At 70.7% G+C, this 25,408-nt stretch carries 23 protein-coding genes; 10 read left to right on the top strand and 13 right to left on the bottom strand.

Annotated features, from left to right (window positions below; translation table 11 throughout):
- Positions 1-277 precede the first annotated feature (277 nt).
- From OG407_RS06630 to OG407_RS06605, 6 genes are all read left to right on the top strand, one after another.
- A complete protein-coding gene (locus OG407_RS06630; RefSeq protein WP_405855928.1) occupies positions 278-817 on the top strand; it encodes a DUF5819 family protein in 540 nt (179 codons plus the stop codon).
- Positions 807-1,949: an HTTM domain-containing protein gene (locus OG407_RS06625; protein ID WP_405855926.1), complete on the top strand. Its 1,143-nt coding sequence runs from the start codon at positions 807-809 to the stop codon at positions 1,947-1,949. Before OG407_RS06630 ends, OG407_RS06625 begins: the two co-directional genes overlap by 11 nt.
- Before the next feature lie 446 nt (positions 1,950-2,395).
- On the top strand, positions 2,396-3,175 hold the full coding sequence (locus tag OG407_RS06620) for a hydroxyethylthiazole kinase (protein WP_405855924.1): 780 nt from the start codon (positions 2,396-2,398) through the stop codon (positions 3,173-3,175).
- A 40-nt stretch (positions 3,176-3,215) separates the two neighbouring features.
- A complete protein-coding gene (locus OG407_RS06615) occupies positions 3,216-4,595 on the top strand; it encodes an LLM class flavin-dependent oxidoreductase (RefSeq protein ID WP_405855922.1) in 1,380 nt (459 codons plus the stop codon).
- Entirely contained in the window at positions 4,592-5,461 is an 870-nt protein-coding gene (locus tag OG407_RS06610) for a sulfurtransferase (RefSeq protein WP_405855920.1), read from the top strand. The genes OG407_RS06615 and OG407_RS06610 overlap by 4 nt, the downstream gene beginning before the upstream one ends.
- A 61-nt stretch (positions 5,462-5,522) precedes the next feature.
- Positions 5,523-6,161, top strand: a complete 639-nt coding sequence (locus OG407_RS06605) for a GntR family transcriptional regulator (RefSeq protein ID WP_405855918.1) — start codon at positions 5,523-5,525, stop codon at positions 6,159-6,161.
- Between the two features lie 127 nt (positions 6,162-6,288).
- On the opposite strand, the gene OG407_RS06600 is transcribed toward OG407_RS06605, so the two are convergent.
- The 5 genes from OG407_RS06600 to OG407_RS06580 are packed head-to-tail and all read right to left on the bottom strand — an operon-like array spanning position 6,289 to position 11,296.
- Positions 6,289-7,614, bottom strand: a complete 1,326-nt coding sequence (locus tag OG407_RS06600; protein ID WP_405855916.1) for a Gfo/Idh/MocA family protein — start codon at positions 7,612-7,614, stop codon at positions 6,289-6,291.
- Positions 7,611-8,858, bottom strand: coding sequence for a Gfo/Idh/MocA family protein (locus OG407_RS06595; RefSeq protein WP_405855914.1), 1,248 nt, complete (start codon positions 8,856-8,858; stop codon positions 7,611-7,613). The genes OG407_RS06600 and OG407_RS06595 overlap by 4 nt, the downstream gene beginning before the upstream one ends.
- A gap of 44 nt (positions 8,859-8,902) precedes the next feature.
- Positions 8,903-9,457, bottom strand: a complete 555-nt coding sequence (locus tag OG407_RS06590) for a hypothetical protein (protein ID WP_405855912.1) — start codon at positions 9,455-9,457, stop codon at positions 8,903-8,905.
- 7 nt (positions 9,458-9,464) lie between these two features.
- A complete protein-coding gene (locus tag OG407_RS06585; RefSeq protein WP_266865998.1) occupies positions 9,465-10,334 on the bottom strand; it encodes a carbohydrate ABC transporter permease in 870 nt (289 codons plus the stop codon).
- Positions 10,334-11,296 (bottom strand): carbohydrate ABC transporter permease, encoded by a 963-nt coding sequence (locus tag OG407_RS06580; RefSeq protein WP_405855910.1) that lies wholly within the window; start codon positions 11,294-11,296, stop codon positions 10,334-10,336. The genes OG407_RS06585 and OG407_RS06580 overlap by 1 nt, the downstream gene beginning before the upstream one ends.
- A 216-nt stretch (positions 11,297-11,512) precedes the next feature.
- On the opposite strand from OG407_RS06580, the gene OG407_RS06575 reads away from it, so the two are divergent.
- Positions 11,513-12,844, top strand: coding sequence for an ABC transporter substrate-binding protein (locus OG407_RS06575; RefSeq protein ID WP_405855909.1), 1,332 nt, complete (start codon positions 11,513-11,515; stop codon positions 12,842-12,844).
- A gap of 4 nt (positions 12,845-12,848) precedes the next feature.
- Positions 12,849-14,141 (top strand): enolase C-terminal domain-like protein, encoded by a 1,293-nt coding sequence (locus OG407_RS06570; RefSeq protein ID WP_405855907.1) that lies wholly within the window; start codon positions 12,849-12,851, stop codon positions 14,139-14,141.
- 92 nt (positions 14,142-14,233) lie between these two features.
- On the opposite strand, the gene OG407_RS06565 is transcribed toward OG407_RS06570, so the two are convergent.
- Complete coding sequence (locus tag OG407_RS06565) at positions 14,234-15,217, bottom strand: LacI family DNA-binding transcriptional regulator (protein ID WP_366491487.1); 984 nt, start codon at positions 15,215-15,217, stop codon at positions 14,234-14,236.
- Positions 15,218-15,336: 119 nt separating this feature from the next.
- Between OG407_RS06565 and OG407_RS06560 the strand changes: the two genes are divergently transcribed.
- Together OG407_RS06560 and OG407_RS06555 are read left to right on the top strand one after the other, a co-directional pair.
- A complete protein-coding gene (locus OG407_RS06560) occupies positions 15,337-17,094 on the top strand; it encodes a hypothetical protein (RefSeq protein WP_405855905.1) in 1,758 nt (585 codons plus the stop codon).
- A gap of 26 nt (positions 17,095-17,120) precedes the next feature.
- Entirely contained in the window at positions 17,121-18,620 is a 1,500-nt protein-coding gene (locus OG407_RS06555; RefSeq protein ID WP_405855903.1) for a family 43 glycosylhydrolase, read from the top strand.
- A 14-nt stretch (positions 18,621-18,634) separates the two neighbouring features.
- Here OG407_RS06555 and OG407_RS06550 read toward each other — a convergent pair whose 3' ends face one another.
- The 7 genes from OG407_RS06550 to OG407_RS06520 all read right to left on the bottom strand — a co-directional run bounded on the left by OG407_RS06550 (position 18,635) and on the right by OG407_RS06520 (position 25,294).
- Positions 18,635-19,222: a TetR/AcrR family transcriptional regulator gene (locus OG407_RS06550; RefSeq protein ID WP_405855901.1), complete on the bottom strand. Its 588-nt coding sequence runs from the start codon at positions 19,220-19,222 to the stop codon at positions 18,635-18,637.
- A 33-nt stretch (positions 19,223-19,255) separates the two neighbouring features.
- Positions 19,256-20,425 carry a pyridoxal phosphate-dependent aminotransferase gene (locus OG407_RS06545; RefSeq protein WP_405855899.1) on the bottom strand — a complete coding sequence of 390 codons (1,170 nt, stop codon included), beginning with the start codon at positions 20,423-20,425 and terminating at the stop codon, positions 19,256-19,258.
- Positions 20,426-20,477: 52 nt separating this feature from the next.
- Positions 20,478-21,275, bottom strand: a complete 798-nt coding sequence (locus OG407_RS06540) for an SDR family oxidoreductase (protein ID WP_405855897.1) — start codon at positions 21,273-21,275, stop codon at positions 20,478-20,480.
- Positions 21,276-21,337: 62 nt separating this feature from the next.
- On the bottom strand, positions 21,338-22,342 hold the full coding sequence (locus OG407_RS06535; protein ID WP_405855895.1) for a biotin-dependent carboxyltransferase family protein: 1,005 nt from the start codon (positions 22,340-22,342) through the stop codon (positions 21,338-21,340).
- A complete protein-coding gene (locus tag OG407_RS06530) occupies positions 22,339-23,067 on the bottom strand; it encodes an allophanate hydrolase subunit 1 (protein WP_405855893.1) in 729 nt (242 codons plus the stop codon). Before OG407_RS06530 ends, OG407_RS06535 begins: the two co-directional genes overlap by 4 nt.
- A gap of 23 nt (positions 23,068-23,090) precedes the next feature.
- Entirely contained in the window at positions 23,091-23,897 is an 807-nt protein-coding gene (locus tag OG407_RS06525; RefSeq protein WP_405855891.1) for a LamB/YcsF family protein, read from the bottom strand.
- Positions 23,898-23,920: 23 nt separating this feature from the next.
- On the bottom strand, positions 23,921-25,294 hold the full coding sequence (locus OG407_RS06520) for an MFS transporter (protein WP_405855889.1): 1,374 nt from the start codon (positions 25,292-25,294) through the stop codon (positions 23,921-23,923).
- Positions 25,295-25,408 lie beyond the last annotated feature (114 nt).

Raw genomic sequence — 25,408 nt, 5'->3', positions numbered from 1 at the left:
GTCGATTCCGTCGCGCGCCGCTGGCGCAGTCTCAGGAGAAACAGTGAGAGAAGCCAGGATGGAAAGGCCGGGTGGGGCCGTGCTCGGCGGCACCGAAACCGCGGACGTCGACGAACCGGACCGGGGCGGGGATCCGGGCAGGGCCCGGAGTGGGGACCGGGGCGGGGCAACCCCTCCGCGCCAAGGGTCTTCGAAGCCTCCACTCATTCTCCTGAAGGCGGGGACCAGCGCCGCTGTCGCTCTGTGTCTGGCGACGGCTCTGGTCCACGTACTTCTCGTGTTTCTGCATGTGGCACCCCCCAACCCCCTCTCCCGGCAGTACAGCCGGCAGGTCAACGCGTGGGTCTTCCCCCTGTTCGAGCAGAACTGGCGGCTCTTCGCGCCGGATCCGGAGTCGGTCAACCGGCAGATCTCGGCACGGACCATGCACACCGCCCGGGACGGCAGGGTGCGGGTGAGCGGCTGGTTCGATCTGAGCGGCGTCGACAACTCCGCGGTGAGGCACGACGTCTTCCCGAGCCACACCGCGCAGAACATGCTGCGGCGGGCCTGGAGTTCGTACCTCGAAACCCATGGTGGCGACGACCGGCCCCGCTCGGAGCGGGCGCTGATGATGCAGAAGTACCTGACCGACATCGCGGCGGCCCGCATCGCCGACCACCGAGGCGGCACCTTCGAGTCCGTCCAGCTGCGGGTGATCACCATCCCCATCGCCGCGCCGGCCGAGGGGCCCGGCCCCGGCTCCTCCGCTGCCGCGCCGAAGTCTGTCGAAACGCGGTATCTGCCCTGGTGGAAGGTGACCTCCCATGGAAACTGAGCAGGCACCCGCTCCGGACCGATCTATCCCTGGCGGGGCGGACGCCGGCCCGCCGCGCCGCGGAGCGCCGCCGAGCGGTGCGTTTCTCACCGTCCTGACCGAGCAGCCGGTCTCCCTCTACGCCGCGGCCGTTCTGCGCATCGGCTACGGCCTCCTCTATCTCGCTTTCCTGCTGCGCGAGTTTCCGCACCGTGACGAGATCTGGGGGCCCGGGTCACCGTGGACGCCCAAGCTGGCCAGGCAGCTGTTCGACCAGACCGGGTGGGCCAGCATCCTCACCCTGTCCGACAGCCGGCCGTACTTCGAGACGTGCTACGCGCTGGCCCTCGTCACGTCCGCGCTGTTCATGCTGGGCTGGCGGACCCGGGCGGTCTCCGTGCTGTTCGCGGTCGTGGTGGCGTCGTTCCACGCCAGGGCGATCTTCATGACCGACGGAGGAGACAACCTCATCCTCCTCATGGCCCTGTACCTCGTCTTCACGGCATGCGGCCGACGCTGGTCCCTGGACGCGCGCAGAACCCGCCGCCGAGCCTCCGCGGGGAAGGGGGAGGAGAAGGGGAAGGGCAACTCGGCCGGCTCAGGAGCAGGCGAGTTCCGGCATCAACTGGGCACGTCTCGCCGGACCTTGACGGCAGTACTCCACAACTGCGGCATGTTCGTCATCGCTGCCCAGGTCTGCTTCCTCTACGGGTCCGCGGGCCTCTACAAGGTGCAGGGCGGCTCATGGGGCAATGGCACCGCCCTCCACTACGTCCTGAACCTCGACCTGTTCCGGCCCTGGCCCGAGCTTTCCCTCCTGGCGGACGAGCACGACGTGCTGATTGCCATCGCCTGCTACCTGACCGTGCTGGTGCAGGTCGCCTTCCCGTTCGTCCTGTTCGGACGGCTCAAATACCCTGTCCTGACCGTGCTGTTGGGGATGCATCTGGGCATCGCCGTCCTCATGGGGCTGCCGCTCTTCTCCGCCGCGATGATCATCGCGGACGCCGCGTTCCTGCCGGACCGGTTCTACCGGTCATTGGGACGACTGCGGCGGCGCACGAGCAAGCGGCCGGACACCGGGAAGACGGTGGCTCCGCCGCGCGGAGAACCAGCACTCGTGCCGTCGCAGTCCGCACCGCCAAGCTACTGAGGCCCCGGCCGTCGGGCGGGACTGAACAACCCTCGCTCAAGCACGACTGAAGCCCCAGGCCACTGACCTGCGCAGATACCGTGCCCTTGGGTGATCGTGAGGGTCGGTTCGCACCGCTGTTGACCGTGGTCCAGCGGTCTTGAGGGCGCGCTGTGAGCACGGCGTCGGCCGGGAGGCCGCTGTTGCGGGAGCACATGAAGGGCGGGGCGAGGTTGTGCATGTGGACGACCGCTTGGACGGTGTGGGAGCGGAGGCCGTCACCGTGACGCTCGGAGCCTCCGGCCATGCGGGTGCGGAGATCCATCGGCCGCCGTCAGTTGTTGCACCTTCGTGAAATGAGTCCGTCAGGCCTTGGAGGGTCCCGGACCTTGCTGCATACAGTTGCATACACCTCGTGCTGCGGCATCGGCCCGACCTCCCTCCTACGCCTCCGGAGACGCACCATCATGGAAGAGATCACCTACGAAGACCCCGCGGTCGCCGAAGGCATCGCGGCCATCCGCAGCGGTTCCCCGTTCGTCTACGGCCTCACCAACTACGTCGCCGCCAACCTCAGCGCCAACGTCCTGCTGGCCGTCGGCGCGGGCCCCGCCATCGGCTCCGCCGCCGACTTCCCCACCGTCTTCCCGGCCGGTGCCGGCGCCGTCTGGATCAACACGGCGGCCCTGATCAGCAACCCCGCCGAACCGGTCACCGCCGCGGCCCGCACGGCCCACGCGGCAGGCACCCGCTGGGTGCTCGACCCGGTCGCGGTCGGTGCCGGAGCGGTCGAGTACGACGCGTTCGTCGCCTCGCTCCTGGAGTACCGGCCGACGGTCATCCGCGGCAACGCCAGCGAACTGACCGCCCTCGCCGGCGGTGACAGCACCGGCAAGGGTGTGGAGACCACCCTCTCCTCCGAGGACGCCGTCGGTGTCGTGGAGGACCTCGCCCGGCGCACGGGTGCGGTCGTCGCCGTCAGTGGCCCCACCGACTACCTCACGGACGGCACCCGCACGGTGGCCGTGCCGGGCGGTGACGTCCGGCTGACGCAGGTGACCGGCGCCGGATGCAGCCTCGGGGCGCTGATCGCGGGCGCGCTCGCCGTCGTACCCGACGCGCTGACCGCCACCGTCGTCGCGCACGCCGCGTACGCCGTCGCCGCCGAACGCGCCGGTGCCCGGACCACCGGTACCGGTTCCTTCGCCGTGGCCCTGCTCGACGAGCTGTCGCTGCTCGCCGTCTGAGCCGGCCCGTCGCACCGAACCACCCTTCAGGGAGCACCACTTGACGACCGACGACGCGAACACCGGCCCCCGCCTGCACCTCGCCGCGTTCCTGAACGCGGGCCCCCAGGGAACCGTCGGCTGGCGGCACCCCGAAGCAGCGGACGGTTTCCTCACGGCCGCGCACTACACCCGTATCGCCCGCGTCCTGGAGGGCGCCGGTTTCGACATGGCGTTCGTCCCCGACTCCCTGGCCGTGCCGCGCAGCCTCGGGGAGTCCTTCGACCCCGCCGTCACCTGGGGGACCGGCACCCCGCGCCTGGACCCGATCCCGGTCATCACGCTGATGGCGGCGGCGACGGAGCACCTCGGGGTCGCCGCCACCGTGTCCACCGGCTACCAGGAGCCGTTCCACCTCGCCCGAAGCATGGCCACCCTGGACCACCTCGTCGGTGGCCGGGCCGGCTGGAACGTGGTCACCAGTTTCCAGGACGCCGAGGCCCAGAACTTCGGCCAGGACAAACTCCCCGACCGCCAGGCGCGTTACGACCGGGCGGAGGAGTTCCTGGAGGTCACCGCCCAACTGTGGGACAGCTGGGCCGACGACGCGATCGTCGCAGACAAGCAGAGCGGCATCTACGGCCGGCCCGACCGGGTGCGCGCGGTCGATCACCGGGGTCAACGCTTCGCCGTACGCGGCCCGTTGAGCGTGCCCCGGCCGCCCCAGGGCTACCCGGTGATCATCCAGGCGGGTGCCTCCCCGGCCGGCCGGGACTTCGCGGCCCGCTGGGCGGATGTCGTCTTCTGCAGCCACGAGTCGCTGGAGTCGGCCGTCGCCTTCTACGCCGACGTCAAGTCCCGTGCCGCGGCGCACGGTCGGGACCCCGGGCAGCTCAAGGTGCTTCCGGCCGCGACGACGGTCGTAGGCACCGACCTCAAGGACGCGCTGGCCAAGCACGAGGCGTTCACCCAACTCGTGCATCCGGAGGCCGGGTTGTCGCGGTTGGCCTACCACGTCAACGTGGACCTCACCCGCTACGACCTCGACGGCCCGCTGCCTTCCCTGGAGGAAGTGGGAGTCGAGGGCCACTACCGCGAGGTGGTCGAGTTCGCCGAGCGCGAGAAGCTCAGCGTGCGCGAGATCGGCCGCTGGTACGGGGCCCGCACCGAGGGCGACATGATCGGCTCGCCCGCGGACATCGCCGACACCATGGAGCAGTGGCTCGACGCGGGCGCGGCCGACGGCTTCATGATCCAGGCCACCCATGTGCCCGCCGCCTTCGAGGAGTTCGCCGACCACGTCGTACCGGAGCTGCGCCGTCGTGGCCTGGTGCGCACCGCCTACACAGGCGGCACCCTGCGCGACAACCTCGGCCTCGCCCGCCCCGAACAGGGCGAATGGCGACACCGCGCCCGACCGGCCGGGGGAGACCGGCCGTGACCGACTCCGCACTCGTGGACGCGAGTTGGCTGCACCGGCACCTGGCCGACGTCGTCCTCCTCGATGCCACCGTGGACCGCCGCACCGACCCGGACGGCACCGCCGTCTTCGTCTCCGGCCTCGCCCCGCACACCCAACGCCGCATCCCAGGCGCCCACTTCGCCGACCTCATGGCCGGCTTCTCCGACCCCGAGGCCCCCTTCCCCTTCACGCGCCCGTCCAGCGACCGCATCGCCGCCCACGCCCGCGGACTCGGCATCCGAGAGGACTCCACCGTCGTCGTCTACGACCGGCTCTCGGGAGCGTGGGCCGCCCGGGTGTGGTGGGTGCTGCGCTCGGCGGGCATCACGAACGTGCGGGTCCTCGACGGCGGGCTCACCGCGTGGGAGGCGGCCCAACTCCCGGTCACCCAGGGCCGCGAGGAGCCTCTGCCCCCGGGTGACGTCGTCGCGGCCCCGGCCCGCGAGCACTTCACCGACCTGGCCCGGATGCGACTGATCGCCGAGGGCGACGACCTCACTCCGGCCGTCTGCGCCCTGCGCCGTACCGAGTACCTGGGCGACCCCGCCCGCGCCCGCTCCGGACACATCCCCCGCACCACGAACCTGCCCTACGCCGACCTGCTCGCCCCGGACCACACGCTCGACCTCGAACGCACCGCCCACCTGGCCCAGTTGCACGGCCTGCGCGAGGGAGCCGGTACGGTCCTCTACTGCGGCGGAGCGATCAACGCCGCCGGGCTGGCACTCGCCCTCCGTGAGATCGGCATCGACGACGTCGTCCTCTACGACGGCTCCCTCGGCGAGTGGCGGGCCCACCCCGAACTACCGTTGGCGGTCGGCCCCGAGGAAGACGGCCGGCCGTGACGGGCCGACCCCGTATCGGGCATGATCGGTCCCGGCTCGCGGGCCGACGACGAGGAAGCGGATGAAGAGCACACGGGACACGATCTACGACACCCTCAGGCAGCGGCTGACCGCCGGGCACTACCCGGCGGACGCCTCGCTCGTACCGCTCGCGCTGAGCGAGGAGTTCGCGGTCTCGCGGACGCCGGTACGCGAGGCGCTCGCGCTGCTGGAGCGGGACGGGCTGCTGGTACCCACCCGGCGCGGGTTCGCACTGCGCCTGCGCTCGGACGAGGAGATGCTCGAACTCTTCGAGATCCAGGCGGTGTTGGACGCCACGGCCGCCGAGTCGGCGGCGGTGCGCCGGAGCCCGGTCGATCTGGTCCGCCTCGACGCCCACCTCGACCACGCCCAGTCCCTGGACGAGCCCGCGCAGATCCGGCGCAGCCTGAACGACTGGCACGACGCGGTACGCCAGGCCGCCCACAACGGAACCGTCGTCGCCTTCCTCCGCACCCTCGACGCACAGGTGAAGGCAAGCGCGCCCTGGCGCACCCCTGAAGTCGCCGACACCTTCACCGCCGCCCTCGCCGAGCACCACGCCATCACTGAGGCCATCCGCACCCAGGACACCGAAGCGGCCCGACTCGCCATGCTCGCCCACCACGGCCACGACCGGGACCGCCGCATACGGCAACGCGTACGCGTGGACCAGAAGTGAAGTCTGCGGGACGAGTCCTTTGCCGCGCAGCTGTGACATCCGCACATTGATCTCCGGCGCCGCCGCGCTACCCGGCCCGGGCCGTCACTCTCCGCGAACTGCTCGGTGGGCGGCGCGGCGTCGGCGGTCACATCTCCAGCAGATCCCGGGCCTTCACCGGGAGACCCGTCTCGAAGGACTGGTTCGCGGCCAGCGCGGTGACGAGGGACCGGGCCCCGTCGGTCGCGCCCGCCGCCCGACCGAGCGGGTCCGGACCACTGGTGGGCGGCCCGCCGAACAGGTCCTCAAGCATGCGGACATCGCCCCCGCCGTGGCCGCCCTCTCCCGTCGCGACCTTCACCTCGGTCGGCTGCTCCCAGAACCGGCGCAACAGCAGCTGCGTACGCCCGGCGTCGTCGCCGACCGCCGCCCCGTGCATGACCGCGCTCGCGCCGTCCGTCCGTGCCCGGGGCCGGGTCCAGGTGGATTCCTCGACGAGGAGTTCGAGGCGTCCCCCGCTGCCGTTGAAGGCGATGCGGTAGCCCTCCCAGGGGGCGTAGGCGTTGAGGTGGTAGGTGAGGCTGGCGCCGGAGGTGTAGCTCACCAGCACCGCCATGTCGTCCTCGATCGTGACTCCCGGGCCGAAGACGTTCTGGTCGCGGTGGTAGCCGTCCTCGGCCTCCGCGTCCAGGTAGAGCGCGCTGAGCACGGGCGAGTCCGCCAGGCGTACCGCGAAGGGGTCGCCCTCGGCGGCGGGGGAGCCGTGGGCGCGGACGTAGTCGCGGGCGAGGTTGCGGCGCCGGCCGGCCTCTTCGCCGTAGAAGAACAGTCCGCCCAGCGCGTAGACCGATTCCGGTGCCGTGCCGAGCCACCAGTTGACCAGGTCGAAGTGGTGGCTGGCCTTGTGCACCATCAGGCCGCCGGAGTTGGCCTTGTCGCGGTGCCAGCGGCGGAAGTAGTCGGCGCCGTGGCGCAGGTCGAGGAGCCACTCGAAGTGGACCGAGCCGATCTCGCCGATCGCGCCGGACGCGAGGGTCTCCTTCACGGCGGCGTGCACCGGGTTGTAGCGGTAGTTGAACGCGACCCGCACCTCGCGGCCGGTGCGGCGCCGGGCGTCCAGGATGCGGCGGGCGCGGGGTGCGTCCGTGGTCATCGGCTTCTCGGTGACCACATCGCAGCCCGCCTCCAGCGCCCGCACGATGTAGTGGTCATGGGTGCGGTCCACGCTGCACACCACGACGAGGTCGACACGTTCGCGGCGCAGCATCTCCTCGAAGTCCTCGGCCGCGTACGCGGGTACGTCCGCCCCGATCCACTGGCTGTGGACGGCCATGCGGTGGGCGTTGACATCGCAGAAGCCGACCAGCTCGACCCGGTCCTTGTAGGGACCGGACAGCGCCTGGGTGAAGAGCTGGGCGCGGGCGCCCAGACCCACCACGGCGCAGCGGCGACGGCGTGCGGTGTCGGGGATCATGCGTTCTCCGTTCGGCGGATTTGCGGGACATGGGGTGCGGGTGCGGACGTGGGCGCGTCGCCGTGGTCGGGGACCGGCAGCCTGGCTCCGCCCTGTTGCGCGGACCGATGGGCGACGATGCCCGGCAGCGTGTACCGGGCGGCGACCCAGGCGTTGACCGGCGGCAGGGTGCCGGTGTTGACGGCCGTCACGAAGTCGTCGACGAGGAAGTGGTGGCTGCCCTCGTGGCCGTTGTGGACGTGGTTGAACTCCTCGGGCAGCCGGGAGCGGTCGTGCACCGGTGCCGTTCCGGAGACGAAGGCGTCCCGCAGGGCGGGGGCTATGTGCTCCAGCGACGGATCGTCGGTGGGGAGGGAGCGGACGGGGCGCAGATGTTCGCTGACGTCCTCGACGCCCTCCTTGTTCTGCCACACGCTGTACGTCGCGAGCTGCTCGAAGCTGCCCTCCGTGCCGAAGAAGCGGAATCTCGACTCGCGCTTGCGGGAGGGGTATCCGACCCGGCGGAACTCGTTGACACGGAACGCTCCGCCGCCCGCGACCTCGAACAGGGCGGTGGCGTTCGAGAAGTCGTTGCCGAACTGGCTGACGTCCTTGTCGAAGACGCCGTCGTCGCGGTCGTCGGTGACACCGACCGCCGAGACGCTCACCGCGTGGGTGCTCCAGGCGCCGAGCACCCCGCCGATGGAGTGGGTCGGATAGAGCAGCGGCGGATAGCTGGCGGTGGACTTCCAGTCATCGCCGCCGCTGTACTGGTACGCCTCGTAGAAGCCCAGGTCCATGTCGTGGACGTAGTCGCCCTCGGCGTAGAACAGCCGCCCGAAGCCGCCGTCGGCGATGCGGGTGCGGGCGTAGACGGTCGCGGGGTTGTAGTGGCTGGTCTCGCCCATCATGTACGTCAGTCCGGTGGCCCGTACCGCCTCGATGATGACGGCGATCTCGTCCTCGGTGACCGCCATCGGCACCGCCGAGTACACGTGTTTCCCGGCGCGCAGAGCCTGGACGACGAGTGGGCCGTGGGTCCAGCGCTGGGTGAAGATCGCCACCGCGTCCACGGACGGCGACGCCAGCATCGCTTCGTAGGAGGGGAAGGTGCCCGCCAGCTCCTCGTCGGCGGCGACACGCTCGGCCCGTTCGGGGATCAGGTCGGTGATGTGGACGTCGGCGACGCCGGGATGGAGGTGGAACAGCTTGGCGAACTGACCGGCGAACTGCCCGGCGCCGACGATGCCAAGGTTGAACGGCATGGAACGGACCTTTCGGATGGGGTCACTTGGGGATGTACGGGTGGTCACAGCGGCAGCGGCCGCCACAGGTCGGTGGCGGTCGCCGCGAGGGCGAGCGGCCCGAGGACGATGAACAGCAGGACCGGCGACATCGTCAGCAGGACGATGACGGCGACCGCGGAACCGGCCAGCAGGACGGGCACGAGCGGCTGCTCCGGTACGGAGCGGAACGCCGCGACGAGGACGGCCCGCCAGGACATCCCCTCCCGCCACCCGGCGGCGCAGCGCAGGCCCAGCGCGGCGAGGATCGCGGTCGCCACGGCGAAGGCCGCTCCCAACCCGGGGCCGTGGGCGTCCAGGGCGACGGCGTCCAGCCACAGCACGGCCACCACGCCGGTGGGGACAAGCACGACGGCGCGTCCCGAGCGCAGCACCCGGCGCAGCGCGGTGAGCAGGTTCGCCGGGGTCACCCCGGGGCCGCCGTGGGCCTGTTCGCGCAGCACCGTGCAGCCGGCCACCAGCGCCGGGTAGGCGGTGACCACCGGGAGCGAGCAGAGCAGCAGGAACACCCCGAGCAGCAGGCAGTCCGCGAAGAGGTGGAAGCGGGAACTACGCAGCACGGCGCGCCTAGCCCTTCAGCCCGGACGTCTGGACGCCCTCCACCAGCAGACGCTGGAAGGCGAGGAAGAACAGCAGCACGGGCAGCAGGGCGATGACGGACATCGCGAACATCGGGCCGTAGGCGGAGCTGTCGGTCTGGTCGACGAAGAGCCGCAGGCCGAGTTGGAGCGTGTACATCTTCGGGTCGGTGAGGTAGATCAGCTGGGAGAAGAAGTCGTTCCAGGCGGAGATGAACGAGAAGATCGTCGTGGTGACGAGGGCCGGCTTGAGCAGCGGCAGGATGATGTACCAGAAGGTCCGGTAGGGGCCGCAGCCGTCGAGTACGGCCGCCTCGTCGAGTTCGCGTGGCAGCGAGCGGATGAACTGGACGATGAGGAAGACGAAGAACGCCTCGGTGGCCAGGAACTTCGGTATGACGAGCGGCAGATAGGTCCCGAGGAAGCCGAGCTTCTGGTAGATGACGTACTGCGGGATGAGCATGACGTGCATCGGCAGCATCAGCGTGGCGATCATCACGGAGAAGTACAGCCCGCGGGCACGGAAGCGGAGCCGGGCGAAGGCGTAGGCGGCGAGCGAGCAGGAGATCACGTTCCCGGCCACGGCGAGGCAGGCGAGCAGCAGCGAGTTGCCGAACAGCCGCCAGAGGGTCAGCCCGCTGATCCCGTCGGCCGCCTTGGAGTAGTTGCCCGGCGTGAAGACCTTGGGGATCGGGCTGAGATTGGAGAGGATCTCGGTACCCGACTTGAACGACGCGGTGAACAGCCACAACAGCGGGTAGAGCAGCACCAGTCCGATCGCCACACAGATCACGTGCCAGGCCAGCGAGCGCCCGGGTATGCGGGGACGGCTGCGGACCGGGGTCGTCACGGTCGTCATCACGCATCGTCCTGTCCGTAGAAGACCCACAGCCGGGCGCTGCGGAAGGCGGCGTAGGTGACCACCGCGATGACGATCAGCAGCAGCCAGGCCATCGCCGCGGCGTATCCCATGTGGAAGTTGGTGAACGCCTGTTGGTACAGGTAGAGCGAGTAGAACAGCGTCGAGTTCGACGGTCCTCCGGTGCCACCGCTGATCACGAACGCGGAGGTGAACGACTGGAAGGAGTGGATGATCTCCATGACCAGGTTGAAGAAGAGCACCGGTGACAGCATCGGCAGGGTGATGGAGAAGAACGTGCGCAGCCGGCCCGCTCCGTCGAGGGACGCCGACTCGTACAGCTCCTTGGGGATCTGCTTGAGCCCGGCCAGGAAGATCACCATGGGTGCGCCGAACTGCCAGACCGTCAGCAGCACCAGCGGGTACATGGCGTAGTCCGGGTTGTCCGTCAGGCCGCCGACGTGCCAGCCGAAGAAGGACGTGGTGCGGTCGGTGAGCCCGCCGGTGGCGAACAGCGACCGCCACACCAGGGCGACGCTGACGCTCGCGCCGAGCAGCGAGGGCGCGTAGAACGCGGCGCGGTACAGGCCGACTCCGGGGCGGGCACGGTTCAGCAGCAGCGCGACGCCGAGCGCCGCCACCAGCTTGAGCGGGCCACCGATGAGGACGAACTTCAGGGTGACCTTGGCCGAGGTGAGGAACTTGTCGTCCTCGAACATGTAGCGGTAGTTGGCCAGGCCCACCCAGTGCGGCCTGGAGAACAGGTCGTAGTCGGTGAACGACAGATACAGCGAGATGAGCATCGGGCCGAGCGTCAGCACGACTGCACCGATCAGCCACGGGGCCAGGAAGACGTGTCCCGCTACAGCTTGGGAACGGCGGCGCCTGGACGGCGGCTCTACAGCGGAAGTGCCACCACTCGGGCGGGGCATGGGGCGGGGCGGCGCGGTCGCCTGGGCCATCGGGGTCCACTCCTCCACGGTGAGGCTGGATGTCGGCGGCAACGATTGCACGCGGCCTCACCATCGACAAGAGGTGTGGCGAAACTATGTTTTGGCTGCTGATCAGGTCGCTCTCATTGACTGGAGCATTCCAAGGGGCGTACGTTCCCCGCCAGTTGGAAACAGAGTGGCAACGTTTGCAGCCGCTTTTCCCTCATCGTCGAGCGAAGGGCCGCGATGTCCGCAGCACGCCGTCCCCAGACCCCATCCACCTCACCGGGACTGACTCGCCGTCGGCTCATCGCCTCGCTCGGCGCGCTCCCGCTGGCCGGTGCCGCCGCCGGGTGCGGCACGAGCGAGGCGTCCACCGGTGGCAGAGTGACGATCGACTTCCAGTGGTGGGGCTCCGGGGACCGGAACCTGGCCACCGAGAAGGCCGTCGCGCTCTTCGAGAAGCGCCATCCGCACATCAAGGTGACCACGTCGTTCGCCGGTTACTCCGCCTACCTCCAGCGGCTCGCCACCCAGGTCGCGGCCGGCAGCGGCCCCGACGTCCTGCAGATGGACTTCGGCTACTTGAGGGCCTACGCCGACCGCAACGTGCTCTCGAAGCTCACCGACTCCGTGTTCTCCACGATCTCCCTGAAGCGCATACCCACCATCTACGCCCGCACCGGCCTCGTCGACGGCACGTTGTACGGGCTGCCGACCGGCATCGCCACCCAAGCACTGCTGATCGACGCCAAGTTGTGGGCCAAGGCCGGGGTCGGCGTCCCCAAACCGGGCTGGACCTGGGACGACCTGCTGAACGACATCGGCCCCGCGCTGAAGAAGGCGCTACCGGACAGGGCACCGCTGACCGACTTCAGCGGCCACATCGAGATCTTCCAGATCTGGCTCGTCCAGCACGGCAAACCGCTCTACAGGAACGACGGTTCGCTCGGCTTCACGCAGGCCGACCTCCTCCAGTTCTGGGAGTACATGGGCCGGCTGCGGGACAAGGGCGTCTTCACCTCCCCGAGCCTCACCGCCTCCTACGCCAGCGGCTCGACCGCCGACTCGCCACTGATCCGGAAGCTGTCGACCGGCGAGTTCTCCATCACCTCCAGCGCCTCGTCGTACTTCGAGACGTACGGCGCGGTGCAGCCCATCTCCTTCCCCACTCAGACGGCCGGCTCCCCGATCGGGATGACCGGCGGTGCCTCGCAGGCGCTCTGTGTCCAGCGCAAGTGCGCGCACAAGGCGGAGGCCGCGCTGCTGATCGACTTCCTGCTGAACGATCCGGACGCGGCGAAGATCCTCGGCCAGGTGCGCGGGCTGCCCTCCAACACGCAGAACCTCGCCGCCCTCGCCCCGACCCTGACCGGCGGCGACAAGGCCGTCTACCAGTTCCTCACGTCGATCCAGAGCAAGCTCTCGCCCTCGCCGGCCCCGCCGCCGTCCGGCAGTGACGAGGACAAGCTCGACTTCACCAGCATCTACCAGGACATCATCTTCGGTAAGAAGAGCCTCAAGTCGGCCGCCGCCGACATGTGGGACAAGTTCCACACCACCGTCCCCGGGGGATGAGCCGGTGAGCATCAGCGAGTTGAGGGTCACCCCCATCGCCTTCCGCGACCCTCCGCTGCTCAACGCCGACGGGGTGCACGAGCCGCACGTCCTGCGCGCGGTCATCGAGCTCGTCACGGACGGCCCCGGCGGCGAGGTGACCGGCCTCGGCGAATGCACCGGCCACGCCTGGCAGTTGGACTGGCTGGAGCTGGTCGCCACCAGGATCCGGGGCATGAGCGCCTATGACACCGGGGCGCTGGCCCGGCTGGTGAGCGAGCTGCTGGCCGGCCGGGCGGACGGCGTCGACCACGGGCCGGACGCCGACTGGCGGCGCTGGTCCGGCCATACGCCCGGATCACGGGGCCCGGCGCCGGTCCCCGCGTCCGCCTTCGACGCGATGCGGGTGTACTCCGCGATCGAGGTCGCCTGCCTGGACGCGCAGGGCAGAAGGGCCGGGGTGCCGGTGGTCGACCTGCTCGGCGGCCGAGTGCGGGACGCGGTGCCGTACGCGGGCTACCTCTTCTACAAGTGGGCCGGGCACCCGGGCTCGGGCGACGACGAGTGGGGCGCGGCCCTGGACCCGGACGGCATCGTCGCCCAGGCCGGGCGCATGGTGGACCAGTACGGTTTCCGCTCGCTGAAGCTCAAGGGCGGGGTCTTCCCGCCGGACGAGGAGATCGCGGCGGTCCGCGCGCTGGGGGCCGCGTTCCCCGGACTTCCGCTCCGCATCGACCCCAACGCCGCCTGGACGGTGAAGACCGCGCTGGCGGCGGTCCGCGAACTGGAGGGCGTCCTCGAATACCTGGAGGACCCGGTCGCCGGGGTCGAGGACATGGCGGCCGTCGCCGCCGCCACCTCGATCCCGCTCGCCACCAACATGTGCGTGACCTCCCTGGAGGACGTACGCCCGGCCCTGGCACGGGACGCCGTGCGGATCGTGCTGGGCGACCACCACATCTGGGGCGGCCTGCGGGCGTCCGTCGCGCTGGGGGACGTGTGCCGGGCGGTCGGCTGGGGGCTGTCCATGCACTCCAACTCCCACCTGGGGATCAGCCTCGCGGCGATGACCCACGCGGCGGCGGCCACCCCGGCGCTGGGCCACGCCTGCGACACCCACTACCCGTGGAACGCGGCGGAGGATGTCGTGCTGCCCGGTGCGCTGTCCTTCCAGGACGGTTCGGTACGGGTTCCCGACGGCCCCGGGCTGGGGGTGCGGCTCGATCGCGCGGTACTGGACCGGCTGCACGCCACGTATCTCTCCCTGGGCCGCGAGCACCGCGACGACAAGGCGTACCGCCGCAGCGTGACGTCATGAGGGTGTGGGCAACTGGCCTGCGGGGCAGGGGAGTTGGGCACGGCGGACCGGCGTCCGGCGACCGGGCCGCACCACGCACCGGACAGCGCCGCTCAGCGCCGCTCGATCGCCGCTGTCGAACCCCGTACGACCAAGTGCGTCGGCAGCACCCGCTGCTGCGGTTCCGCCCCCTCGCCGGCGGGCGTGCCCAGGATGCGGAACAGCAGGTCGACCGCGGCCCGCGCGGCATGCGCCTTGGGCACCGAGACCGTCGTCAGCGGGGGCGCGGCCATACCCGACAGGGCGATGTCGTCGCAGCCGACCACGCTCATCTCGTCCGGCACCCGCACCCCGCGCGCGGTGAAGCGGCTGATCAGCCCGAACGCGACGATGTCGTTGAAGGCCACCACCGCGCTCGCCCCGCTGGCCAGGACCACATCGGCGGCCCCCGTGATCCCGCCGTCGAAGTGCGGGGCCACACTTCCCACGTGGATGATCTCGACCTTGCCCGAGTCCTCCATCGCCTTGATCCCGGCCGCCCGCTCCTGTGCCGTCCAGGTGGAGCGCGGGCCACCCACGTAGGCGATCCGGCGGTGGCCGAGCGCGTGCAGATGGGTCAGGGCGTCGGTCATCCCCTCCACCATGTCCGCCGTGACACTCGCGAAGCCGGGCTCCTTGCGGTGCAGCAACACGATCGGCTTCATGGTGACCTGGTCCAGCGCGGCCAGTTCCTCGCTGCTCAGGTGGGGGGCGCACAGCACGATGCCGTCGACCTCCGGGCCCAGCGTGCGGATCGCGTCCAGCTCCAGGCCCTCGTCCCGCTCGGAGTCGCTGATGAACACCGCGTGGCCGAGGCCCCTGGCGCGGGCCTGCACGCCCTTGCAGATGTCCGCGAAGAACGGGTTGAGCAGATCCGGGACGATCACCCCCAGGTGGCCCGTACGACCGGTGATCAGGCCCTGCGCCGCACGGTTGGGCTGATAGCCGAGCCGGTCGGCGGCGGCCCGTACCCGCTCACGCGTGCTCTCGCTCACCGTGCCGTCGGGCGACAGCGCCCGGGACACGGTGGACGGGGAGACCCCGGCCGTCCTCGCCACATCTCGAATCGTCACCTGCACGTGCCGAGGTTGACACCCCTGCTCACGGGCGTCAATCAAGATCGCCCATCCCATGGCCCGAAGCGGCTTCCCCCAGCACCGCCCGAGGAGCGTCGAGCATGACCCCGGACCAGCCCCGCCACCGCATCGAATCGGTCGACCCCACCGACAACCGGAACGACCAGCACTTCCTCGCCTTCCTCGGTGCCGCCGCCGACGCCCGCGCGACGGACATCCTGAAAAGCCACGCCGGCGACCTCACCCAGCTCCGAGACCTGGGCAAGGCACGCGCCGCCGCCCGCTCACTGCGCACCCTCGCCTCCGTCCACGTGTACGGCGGCTCGGCGTACCACCACGACAGCACCCTGCTCGCCCCCCTCGAAGAGCTGGCGGAAGCCCTCGTAGAGGAGCAGTTCGAGGACGGCCTGTGGGACCAGGGAGGCGCCCACTCCCCGCCGGACACCGCCTTCTCCGTCGTCGACCTCGCCCTGGCACGGGGCCTTCTCGACCAGGACGCGCACCCGTCCACCGAGCGGCTGCGGAGCACGGTCGGGCGGATTCTCCGCGCGGCGGGTCCCGGGCTCGCGACCGGCGGTGTCCACACGGCGAACCACCGCTGGCTGGTCTGCGCGGCCCTCGCCCGCGTCCACGCCCAGTGGCCCGACCCGTCCTACGTCCGCCGGATCGACGCCTGGCTCGCCGAGGGCATCGACCAGTTGCCGGGCGGCGAGTACAGCGAGCGCAGTCCCCACTACGCCGCGGCCGTCACCAACCCGGCCCTGCTGACGATCGCCCGCCTCCACGGACGCGAGGACCTCTACGCGAACGTACGGGCCAATCTGACCGCGGGCCTGTACCTGGTCGAGCCCAACGGCGAGGTGGAGACCGTCCATTCACGGCGCCAGGACCAGACCATGCGGTGCCTCCTGCCCGAGTTCTGGCTCCAGTACCGGGAGTTGGCGATCCGTGACGGCGACGGCCGGTTCGCCGCCGTGGCCGCGCTGCTGGGCGAGCGCGGCACGGACCAGGCCTTCAGCGAGACCCCGGCCGGCGACCGGCTCGCCGAGGTGCTGGACCGTCCCGAACTGGCCCGCCGCCTCCCCGAACCCGCCGCCCTGCCCACGGACTTCGAGCACCATGACGACAGTTGCCGGCTGGTCCGCGTACGCCACGGCCGGAACACCGCGACCGTCTTCGGCGGCACGGACTTCCCCGAGGTCCGGGCCATCTCGTCGGGACTGTCCACCAACCCGACGTTCTTCAGGATGCGCAAGGGCGCGGCGATCCTCGACTCCCTGCGGCTGGCACCCCGGTTCTTCTCCCTCGGCCACTTCCGCGCCGAGGGCCTGGAGCGCGACGCGGACGGCTGGCGGCTGTCCGCCGAGGTGCGAGGCGCCTACCATCAGCCGCTGCCGCCGGGCCACCGGCAGTGGGACGGCGGCTACCCGCTCACCGACGACGGCCGCTTCTGGTCGGCGATGGACTTCCCGCACCGCGAGCGGGAGTACCGGACGCTCCGTACGGAGATCCTGCTCCGGGAGGTGCCGGGCTTCGGCTGGGACCTGGCCTGCTCCCAGACCGGGGCCGATGTGCCGTTCGCGCTGGAGCTGTGCTTCCGGCCCGGGGGCGAGCTGACCGGCGACGGCGTGGAGCAGGTCTCCGACGACACGTATCAACTGGTCCACGGCGAAGCCGCGTACATCGTGGGCGAGGACCGCATCGTCTTCGGCCCTGGCAACGGCAAGGGCGGCCGGCAGCCACCGGTCGTCGACCCGGGCGAGCGCTACGCCTGGCTCGGCGGCTCCCTCACCCCGGACGGCATCCGCGTCCTGATCACCGGCCGTACGCGGACGACGTACCGCCTGACCCTGCGCTGACTCTGTGCCGACCGGAGGCCCCTGACGTGCCCACCGTCTACCGCAATCCCGTCCTCAACGCCGACTGGCCCGACCCCGACGCCATCCGGGTCGGCGACACGTACTACCTGGTCGCCTCCAGCGGCCACCGCACCCCCGGGCTGCCGGTCCTGCGCTCACCCGACCTGCTGAACTGGTGGCCGGTCGCCCGCGCCCTGCCGGCACTCCCGCCCGCCGAGCACTTCGACCTGCCCCGCCACGGCGCCGGAGTCTGGGCGCCCGCCATCCGGCACCACGCCGGGCTGTTCTGGATCTTCTATCCGGACCCCGACCGCGGCGTCTTCGTGCTGACCGCCGAGGACCCGGCCGGGCCGTGGTCCGAGCCCTGGCTCCTGCTGCCCGGCCTCGGCCTGATCGACCCCTGCCCGCTGTGGGACGACGACGGCCGTGCCTGGCTGGTCCTCGCCTGGGCCAAGAGCCGCAGTGGCGTCAACAACCGCCTGTCGATGGTCGAGATCAGCCCCGACGCCCGTACGGTCCTGGGCCCACCCGTCACCGTGATCGACGGCGACGAACTGCCGGGCTACTCCATTCTCGAAGGGCCGAAGCTCTACAAGCGCGACGGCTGGTACTGGATCTTCGCCCCGGCGGGCGGCGTGACGAACGGCTGGCAGTCGGCGTTCCGTTCCCGTTCCGTACTCGGCCCCTACGAGGGGCGCATCGTCCTCGCGCAGGGCGACACCCCGGTCAACGGACCGCACCAGGGGGCCTGGGTCACCTCACCGGAGGGCGAGGACTGGTTTCTGCACTTCCAGGAGCGCCCGCCCTTCGGACGCGTACTCCATCTCCAGCCCCTGCACTGGGACGACGACGGCTGGCCCGTGATCGGCGCCGAAGGCCGCCCGGTCCGCGAACACCCCGCCCCTGTCCGGGCCCCGCATGGTCGGACCGCGCACCCGGCCCGGAGCGAGAGCTTCCGCGACACACGCCTTGGCCCTCAGTGGTACTGGCAGGCCAACCCCGACCCCGGCTGGCTCACCCTCGCCGGAGACGGCATCGCCCGGCTGCGCGCCGTACCGAACGACCTCGGCAACCTGCGCACCATCCCCCAGATCCTGGGCCGCCAACTCCACGGCGACCCGTCCGACCTGACGACCTCCCTGCGCCTGGACGCGACCGACCCCGGCACCCGCGCGGGCCTGGTCGTCCTGGGGGAGCACTACGCGTACGTCGGCCTCATCCGTGATGCCGACGGCACTCGGGTGGAGGCTCGTACGTACGTCCCCGGCCAGGGTGAGACCGTCCGCTTCAGCGCCCCGGTCCCGGACCCCGCCACCCCTGTCCAGCTGCGCGTCTCCTCCACCGACGGAGGCCTGTGCACCTTCCGCTTCAGCACCGCCCCCGTCGGGAAATGGACCACCGTCCTCGACGGCTTCCAAGCCCTCCCCGCCCTGTGGACCTCCGCCGAAGTCGGCCTCTTCGCCACCGCGCCAGTTGGCACTTCCGGCACCGGGAAGGCGTACTTCGGCGCGGTCGGGGCCACCTGAAAGCCGACCGGACCTCAGCGGTTCCCGTCGGCCGCCGCCGCGGACCAGCCGATGAGGGCGCCGCGCAGGGCGCCGACCAGCCGGGTGGCGGCCTCCTCCTCGGTGTGGCCGCTCTTGATGAGGTCGAGGATGTCGCGGGGGTCGAACAGGGCGTTCCACAGGAACAGGGCCTCGTCGCCCAGGTCCACGAGACCGAGTTCCTCGCCGGTCTGGCGCAAGGGCTCGGCGAGCGCCTCCGCCTGCGGGGTGAGATAGCCGGTGTTCTCACGGAGCCGTTCGAGGTATCCGCGGTGCGAGCGCATCTGCGCCATCGCGCCGCCGTGTTCGATGACCAGCGAGACCCAGCAGCGCGACACCGCTTCGAGTCGCGCCATGCCCCGGGTGGTCTGCTGTGCGCTGAAGTCCCGTAGTTCCGAGCCGACTTGGGCCCGGAAGGCGTGCAGGATGTCCTCGACGGAGGAGAAGTGCCGGTACGCCGTGGCGGTCGACACCTCGGCCTGCTTGGCGATCTCGGCCAGGCTCACGGGTGTGGGCGAGTTCTCGAACAGCAGCGCGGCGGCCTTGATGAGGTACTTGCGGTTGCGTTCGGTGTCACTGCGCATGGGTCGGCTCCCCGGTTGCCTGCGGTGCGGCGTTCACTGAAGGACCGAGAGCCCGTACGCCAGCCGGCGGACGCCCTCGGTGATGGATTCCGGGCTGGCAGCGTACGACAGCCGCAGGTGGCCCTCGCCCCGGGCACCGAACTCGCTCCCCGGCCGGACCGCGACGCCGTGCGTGCGCAGCGCGGCCACGACCTCCACGGCGGGCAAGTCGACGTCGTAGGAAGGGAATTGGTAGAACGCGCCCTCGGGTGCGCTCAGTGTGAGGCCCGGGATCCTGGCGAGTTCCGTGCGCATGAGGGCACCGCGCTCCTCGTAGGCCGAGCGCATCCTGGCGATGTCGGCGTCGCAGGTCCGCACGGCGACGAGGGCGGCGTCCTGGATGAAGGTGTTCACGGAGCCGTTGAAGGTGTTGTGGATGCGTGCGGCGGCCTGGATCAGGGGTGTTGGGCCCCACAGGTAGCCGACGCGCCAGCCGGTCATCGCGTAGCTCTTGGAGAAGGTCTGGCAGTAGACCGTACGGTCGCGCAGTCCGTCGACGGAGAGTGCCGAGGTGAAGGGGCGGCCGGTGTAGTCGAGGTCGGCGTACGCCTCGTCGGAGATGACGATCGTGGAGGTGCCGTCCAACAGGTCGGCGAGCGCGTCGAGTTCGGCCCGGCTGTGCACGATGCCGGTCGGGTTGCTCGGGTTGCAGAACACGAAGAGCTTCGCGCCGACCAGGGCGTCGGCGAGCAGGTCGAGGTCCCAGTGCAGGTCGGGGCCGAGCGGGACGGGGACGACGATGCCGCCGGCCATGCTGACGAGGTCGGCGTAGAGGGAGTACGTGGGGTCGGGGACGACCACCTTGTCGCCGGGGTCGACGATGCCGAGGATCGACGCGGCGAGGCCGGCGGTGCCGCCCTGGGTGATGAGGATGTCGGCGGCGGAGGCCGGGGTGCCGGCGATGCCGTGCAGCCTCTCGGCGAGTGCCTCGCGCAGGTCGGGCTCACCGAGCAGCGGCGAGTAGTGGGTGCGTCCGGCGCGGAGCGAGGCGGCTGCGGCCTCGGTCACCTGCTGGGGGGTGTCGAAGTCGGGTTCGCCCATGGCGAGGGAGACGAGGTCGCCCCGGGACTGCGGCTGCTGCGTCCGGCGGGAGGCGGCGGCGATCCGGGCGACGGCCTCGGCGGTGGCGAACCGGGGCGGGTGGGTGGAGACGGTGGACGGCATGCGGCTCCTTCTGGAGGCGAGGTGCTGGGAGCGGGTGCTCGAAGCGGGGGGATCAGGGCTGGGCCGGCGCGTCGGTGGGGGCACCCGCCCAGCGGCTGATCTCCAGGTCGGCGGAGGTGTCCCGCTGGCGGGTCGGGGCGACGACGATCTCCTGGAGGACGACGCGCTGGGGGAGGGCCACGGCCAGCCGGATCGCCTCGGCCACGTCCTCCGGCCGCACCATGTGGGCGCGTTCCGCCGGGGCCGGTGGCCGGGCGCGGTTGTCGAGGATGGGGGTGTCCGCCTCGCCGGGCAGCACGGTGATGGCCCGTAGACCCTGGTTGCGGAAGGTGTTGTGCAGGAAGGTCATGAAGTTGCGCACCCCGGCCTTCGCCGCGCCGTAGGCGGCGCCGCCGAGCAGGTTGGGGTTGACGGCGGCGAGCGAGGAGACGGTGACGATGGTTCCGGTCTCGCGGCCGAGCATGTCGGGGAGCACGGCCTGGACGAGCTGGAAGACGGCCGTGAGGTTCACGTCGAGGACCTGGCGCCACTCGTCGTGCGGGAGCCACTGCGGGTTGAGCACGGACGACGCGCTGCCCGCGTTGTTGACGAGGACATCGACCGGGCCGAGGTCGGCGTGCACCCGGTCCAGGACCCGCGTCACGTCGTCCGGGTCGGTGATGTCCGCGGCGAGTGCGAGCGCGGTCCCGCCCTCGGCGTGGACGGTGGCCGCGACCTTGTCGAGTGCTTCCTGTCTGCGGCCGACGAGGACGACGGTGGCGCCGTCCCGGGCCAGCAGGCGCGCGGTCTCCAGTCCCATACCGCTGCCGGCTCCTGTGATGAGCGCGATCCTGCCGGCCGACGTCGTCACCGATTCTCCTCCATGATCAACATGATTGATATGAGATCCCGATTCTAAATGAGAATAGCTTCTCATTTTGTGGTGGGCAAGGGCGGCCTGAATCCGGCGGCGGCGAACGCCTCCGCGACAGCGTGTTCCAGCGCGCACACCTCCGCCTCGCGCCGAGCGAGCCGACGGATCGCGGTGTCGCGGTCGGTCCAGCGAAACCGCAGCCGCTGCCCCGGCCCTGCCTGGCCGAGAAGGGGGAGGGACGCCCGCGAGGTGACGCCGACGATCGGATAGCCGGCCGTCAGGCTCCGGTATCTGCCGAGCACGATGAGCTCGTCGGCGTGCGGGATCTGCAGTGCCCCGACGGGAACCCCGTGCGACACGATCTCGGCGTCGGTGTCCGGGTGGAGTACCGGGCCGGCCAGGCGCAGCCCGACGTGATCGGAGCGCGGGGTGACGACGTACTCCGCCTCCTCGATCACCTCGCGGATGCCGGGGATCGCGTGGACACCGTGGCTCGCGACGACATCGACGACCCAGGGGCCTTCGGCGAAGCGGGGGACGGGGACGGGCAGCCGGAACAGCGGCGGCTCGAAGAAGCGGCGTCGGAACCCCCGGAACTCCGTCTCCAGCAGTACGCGCGAGCCCCGGGTGACCAGCTGCCCGAATCCCATCCTGGCGTCCGGGGCGGTGCTGCCCAGCAGGGTCGGTGCGGCGAGCGTGCCGTTCACGGCGAGGTAGGTGCGAGTACCCCGGCCGACCTCGGCGTGTACCCGTACCTCCTGGCCGGCCGGCGCCACCAACGGTGACCAACTCCCCATGGGGGCACCGCCGATGGTGACCCGCGCGGGCGCACCCGTCACGGCGAGCAGGACGTCGGCGTCGGGGACGAAGGCCAGTTCGCCGCCGAGGTTCTCGATCAGCGTGGCGCCGCGCGGGTTGCCCACGAGCAGGCTGGCCACGACCGCCGAGTGCTGGTCGGCCGCGCCGCCGGTGGGAACACCGCGCCGCTCCGTGTCGAGGCGGCCGAGGTCCTGGAATGTCGTGGTCCATCCGGTGCGGGTGAAGTCGAGCGCCACGGTCCTCATGGGGACACCTCCACCGGCAGCAGGAAACCGGCGTCCAGCGCCGCCGCCTCGTCCCGGGTGACGGGAACGAAGCGCACGACGTCGCCGGTGCCGAAGGAGACGGGATCCGGGCGGGAGATGTCGACGACGGTGTGCGGAGTCCGCCCCACCACCCGCCAGCCGGTCGGGCCGGGGAACGGCTGGATGATCGCGTTGTCCCCGGCGACCATGATCGCTCCGGGAGCGACGTCGGTCCGCGGTTCGGCCCGCCGGCGCACCGGCCGGGGCAGCACGAGCCCGTCCATCATCGGAGCCATCGCGGCGCCCAACAGGGCGATCGTGAAAGTGGACTTGGCGATCGCCTCGACCAACTCGTCGGGTTCCAGGCCCACTTCCTCGGCGACGGCCACCAGATCGGGGCCGGTCTCCTCGTCGAACACGACCGGCACCGCGAACTCGCGCACCGTACGCGGACGTTCCGACGTGTCGTCCGGCACGCGGGCCAACAGCCCTACCGCGTACTCCACTTGCTCCGGTGCGGTCCGCAGCGGGTCAAACTCGATCAGCAGGGACTCCAGTCCGGAGACGACGTCGAGCACGCCGTGCGGGCGGTGCGCCAGGAACCGGTCGCGGAAGGCGACGATCGCGGACCTGCGGACCGCCTGGTCGGGGTGGGGGACGGTCACCATCACCGCCGAGTCCCCGAAGGGCTCGACGGCGACGGTGGTGAACGGTGCGGTGGTCATCGGCTGGCTCCCGTGCGCCGCCCTCAACGGGCGAGCGCGACCTCGGCCTTCTCCTTCAGTACGTCCCGCAGACCTGCCACCCGGACGTCCGCCTTGTCGAGCGCGGCCCGCAGCGCGAGGCCGTTCTCCAGGACGGTCGGGTGGTCTCCGTGCAGGAGCAGGACATCGGCGTCGTGTCCGAGCGGTACGACGTTGCCGTCGACCGAGCGCACCGTGCCCTCCTGGACGACCTGCACGGAGCGCTCACCGATGAGCTCGGGGTCGTGGATGAGGCCCCCTTCGTGCGACCGGGAGACCGGCATGCCGTCGTCGCCGTAGCCGCGGTCGGCGAGGAAGACGTAACCGACACCGAGGCCGCGCTTGAGCGACTCCTCGGCGAGCAGGCCGCGTTGACAGATGACGACGTAGTCCTTGTTGTACGCGGCGACCGCGTCCGTGATGGCGCGGGCGTGCTTGGCGTCGGTCTGCGCGATGGAGCCCATGCGGCCGTGCGGTGCCACATGCGTGATCGTGCCGCCGTGCACCCGCGCGAAGGCGTCGAGTGCCCCGAGCTGGTAGAGGACGTCGGTACGGATCTCCTCCTCCGACGCCTCGATGAGCCGGCGGCCGAAGCCGACGAGGTCCGGGTAGCCGGGGTGCGCGCCGAGTTCGATGCCGCGCTCGACGCAGTCGGCGACGGTCCGGTCCATGACGCGCGGGTCACCGGCGTGGAAGCCGCAGGCGATGTTCGACGCGGTGACCAGGCCGAGCAGGGCGTTGTCGTCGCCGATCGTGTAGTTGCCGAAGCTCTCGCCGAGGTCGGCGACGACGGCTACCGAGTTGATTCCCATGGTGTCTCCCAGGTGTTGGCGGCTCAGTGGGATGCCAGCGGACGGCCCTTGGTCTCCCGTACGAACGTGATGCTGACCAGCGTGATCAGAGCCGTGATGATGGAGGCGAAGGCCGGGATCAGATTGGACCCGGTCGCGTCGATGAGTTCGGTCATCAGCAGCGGTGCGCTGCCGCCGAAGATGATCGTCGAGATGCTGAACCCGATGCTGTAGGCGGAGTAGCGCACGGTGGTCGGGAACATCTCGGCGAGCACGGTGTGCACCACGGCGGCATGGCCGGAGAAGGCGATCGCGAGCACCGTGGTGCCGATACACGCCAGCCCGAACCGGCCGGTGGTGATGAGCAGGAACATCGGGTACGAGACCACGGCCATCGCGACGGCCGAGAACACCAGGACGGGTTTGCGGCCGATGCGGTCCGACAGCCGTGCCATGAGCGGGATGCAGACGGCGATCGCGACCAGGCTGACCGCCGTGACGGTGAGCGCCCGCAGCATGGAGAAGTCGTGGTCGCCGAGCGAGGTCTTGAGATAGGTCGGCATGTAGACGAACAGCAGGTAGTAACCAGGGCCGTTGAGCGCCGGCAGGAAGACCGTGAGCACGATCGCCTTCAGGTGGCGCGGCGAGGTGAACGCGTCCTTCAGCGGATTGCGTACGACGGTGCTCTGCGCGCGCAGCGCCTTGAAGTGCGGGGTCTCCTCCAGCTGGCGGCGGATGTAGAAGCCGACGTAGCCGAGCGGGACGGCGGCGAGGAAGGGCACCCGCCACGCCCAGGAGGCCATGGCGTCGTCGCCGAGCGTCGAGATGAGGATCGCGGAGAAGGCGCTGCCGACCATGAGGGCGATGAACGAGCCGACGGCGATGAAGCTCATCATGTAGTTGCGGCGCGAGTCCGGGGCGTACTCGCCGACGAACGACATGGCGCCCGCCACCTCGCCGCCGGCCGAGAAGCCCTGAAGCACCCGGAGCGCGACCAGGAGAACGGGTGCGGCGACGCCGATCGCGTCGTGGGAGGGGATGAGACCGATCGCCGCCGTGGCCGCGGAGATGAGTACCAGCAGGGTGGCCAGCAGCTTCTTCCGCCCGAGCCGGTCGCCCAGGTAACCGCAGATGACGCTGCCGAACGGCCGCGCGATGAAGCTGACCAGGAAGCCGACGTTGGTGAGGAAGAGCCCTCCGGTCTCCGCTCCGCCCATGATGTTGATCGCGAGATAGGTGACGAGCAGGCCGTAGATGCCGTAGTCGTACCACTCGACGAAGGAGCCCACCGCGCCGGCGACGGTGGCCTTGCGGACGACCTTGTCGTCCGCGGTGACCACACCGGCGGCGGTGTCGAACTGATGCGACGCTGCCTCGGGCCGATCTGACGTGGTGTCGAGCCGATCTGACGCTGTCATGCGTTCACCTTCGGTCGTGGACCCTGGGGACGGTGTCCTGAAGAAGTCGTACGTCGGTGTCGTCGGGACATGCATGGGCCCGCTCGCGCCAGGGGGGATACACATTACGGAGCG

Origin of the sequence: Streptomyces sp. NBC_01515 (genome assembly GCF_045040345.1) — a bacterium.
Lineage (GTDB): Bacteria > Actinomycetota > Actinomycetes > Streptomycetales > Streptomycetaceae > Streptomyces.
This window is presented reverse-complemented; position numbering and strand designations above follow the sequence as displayed.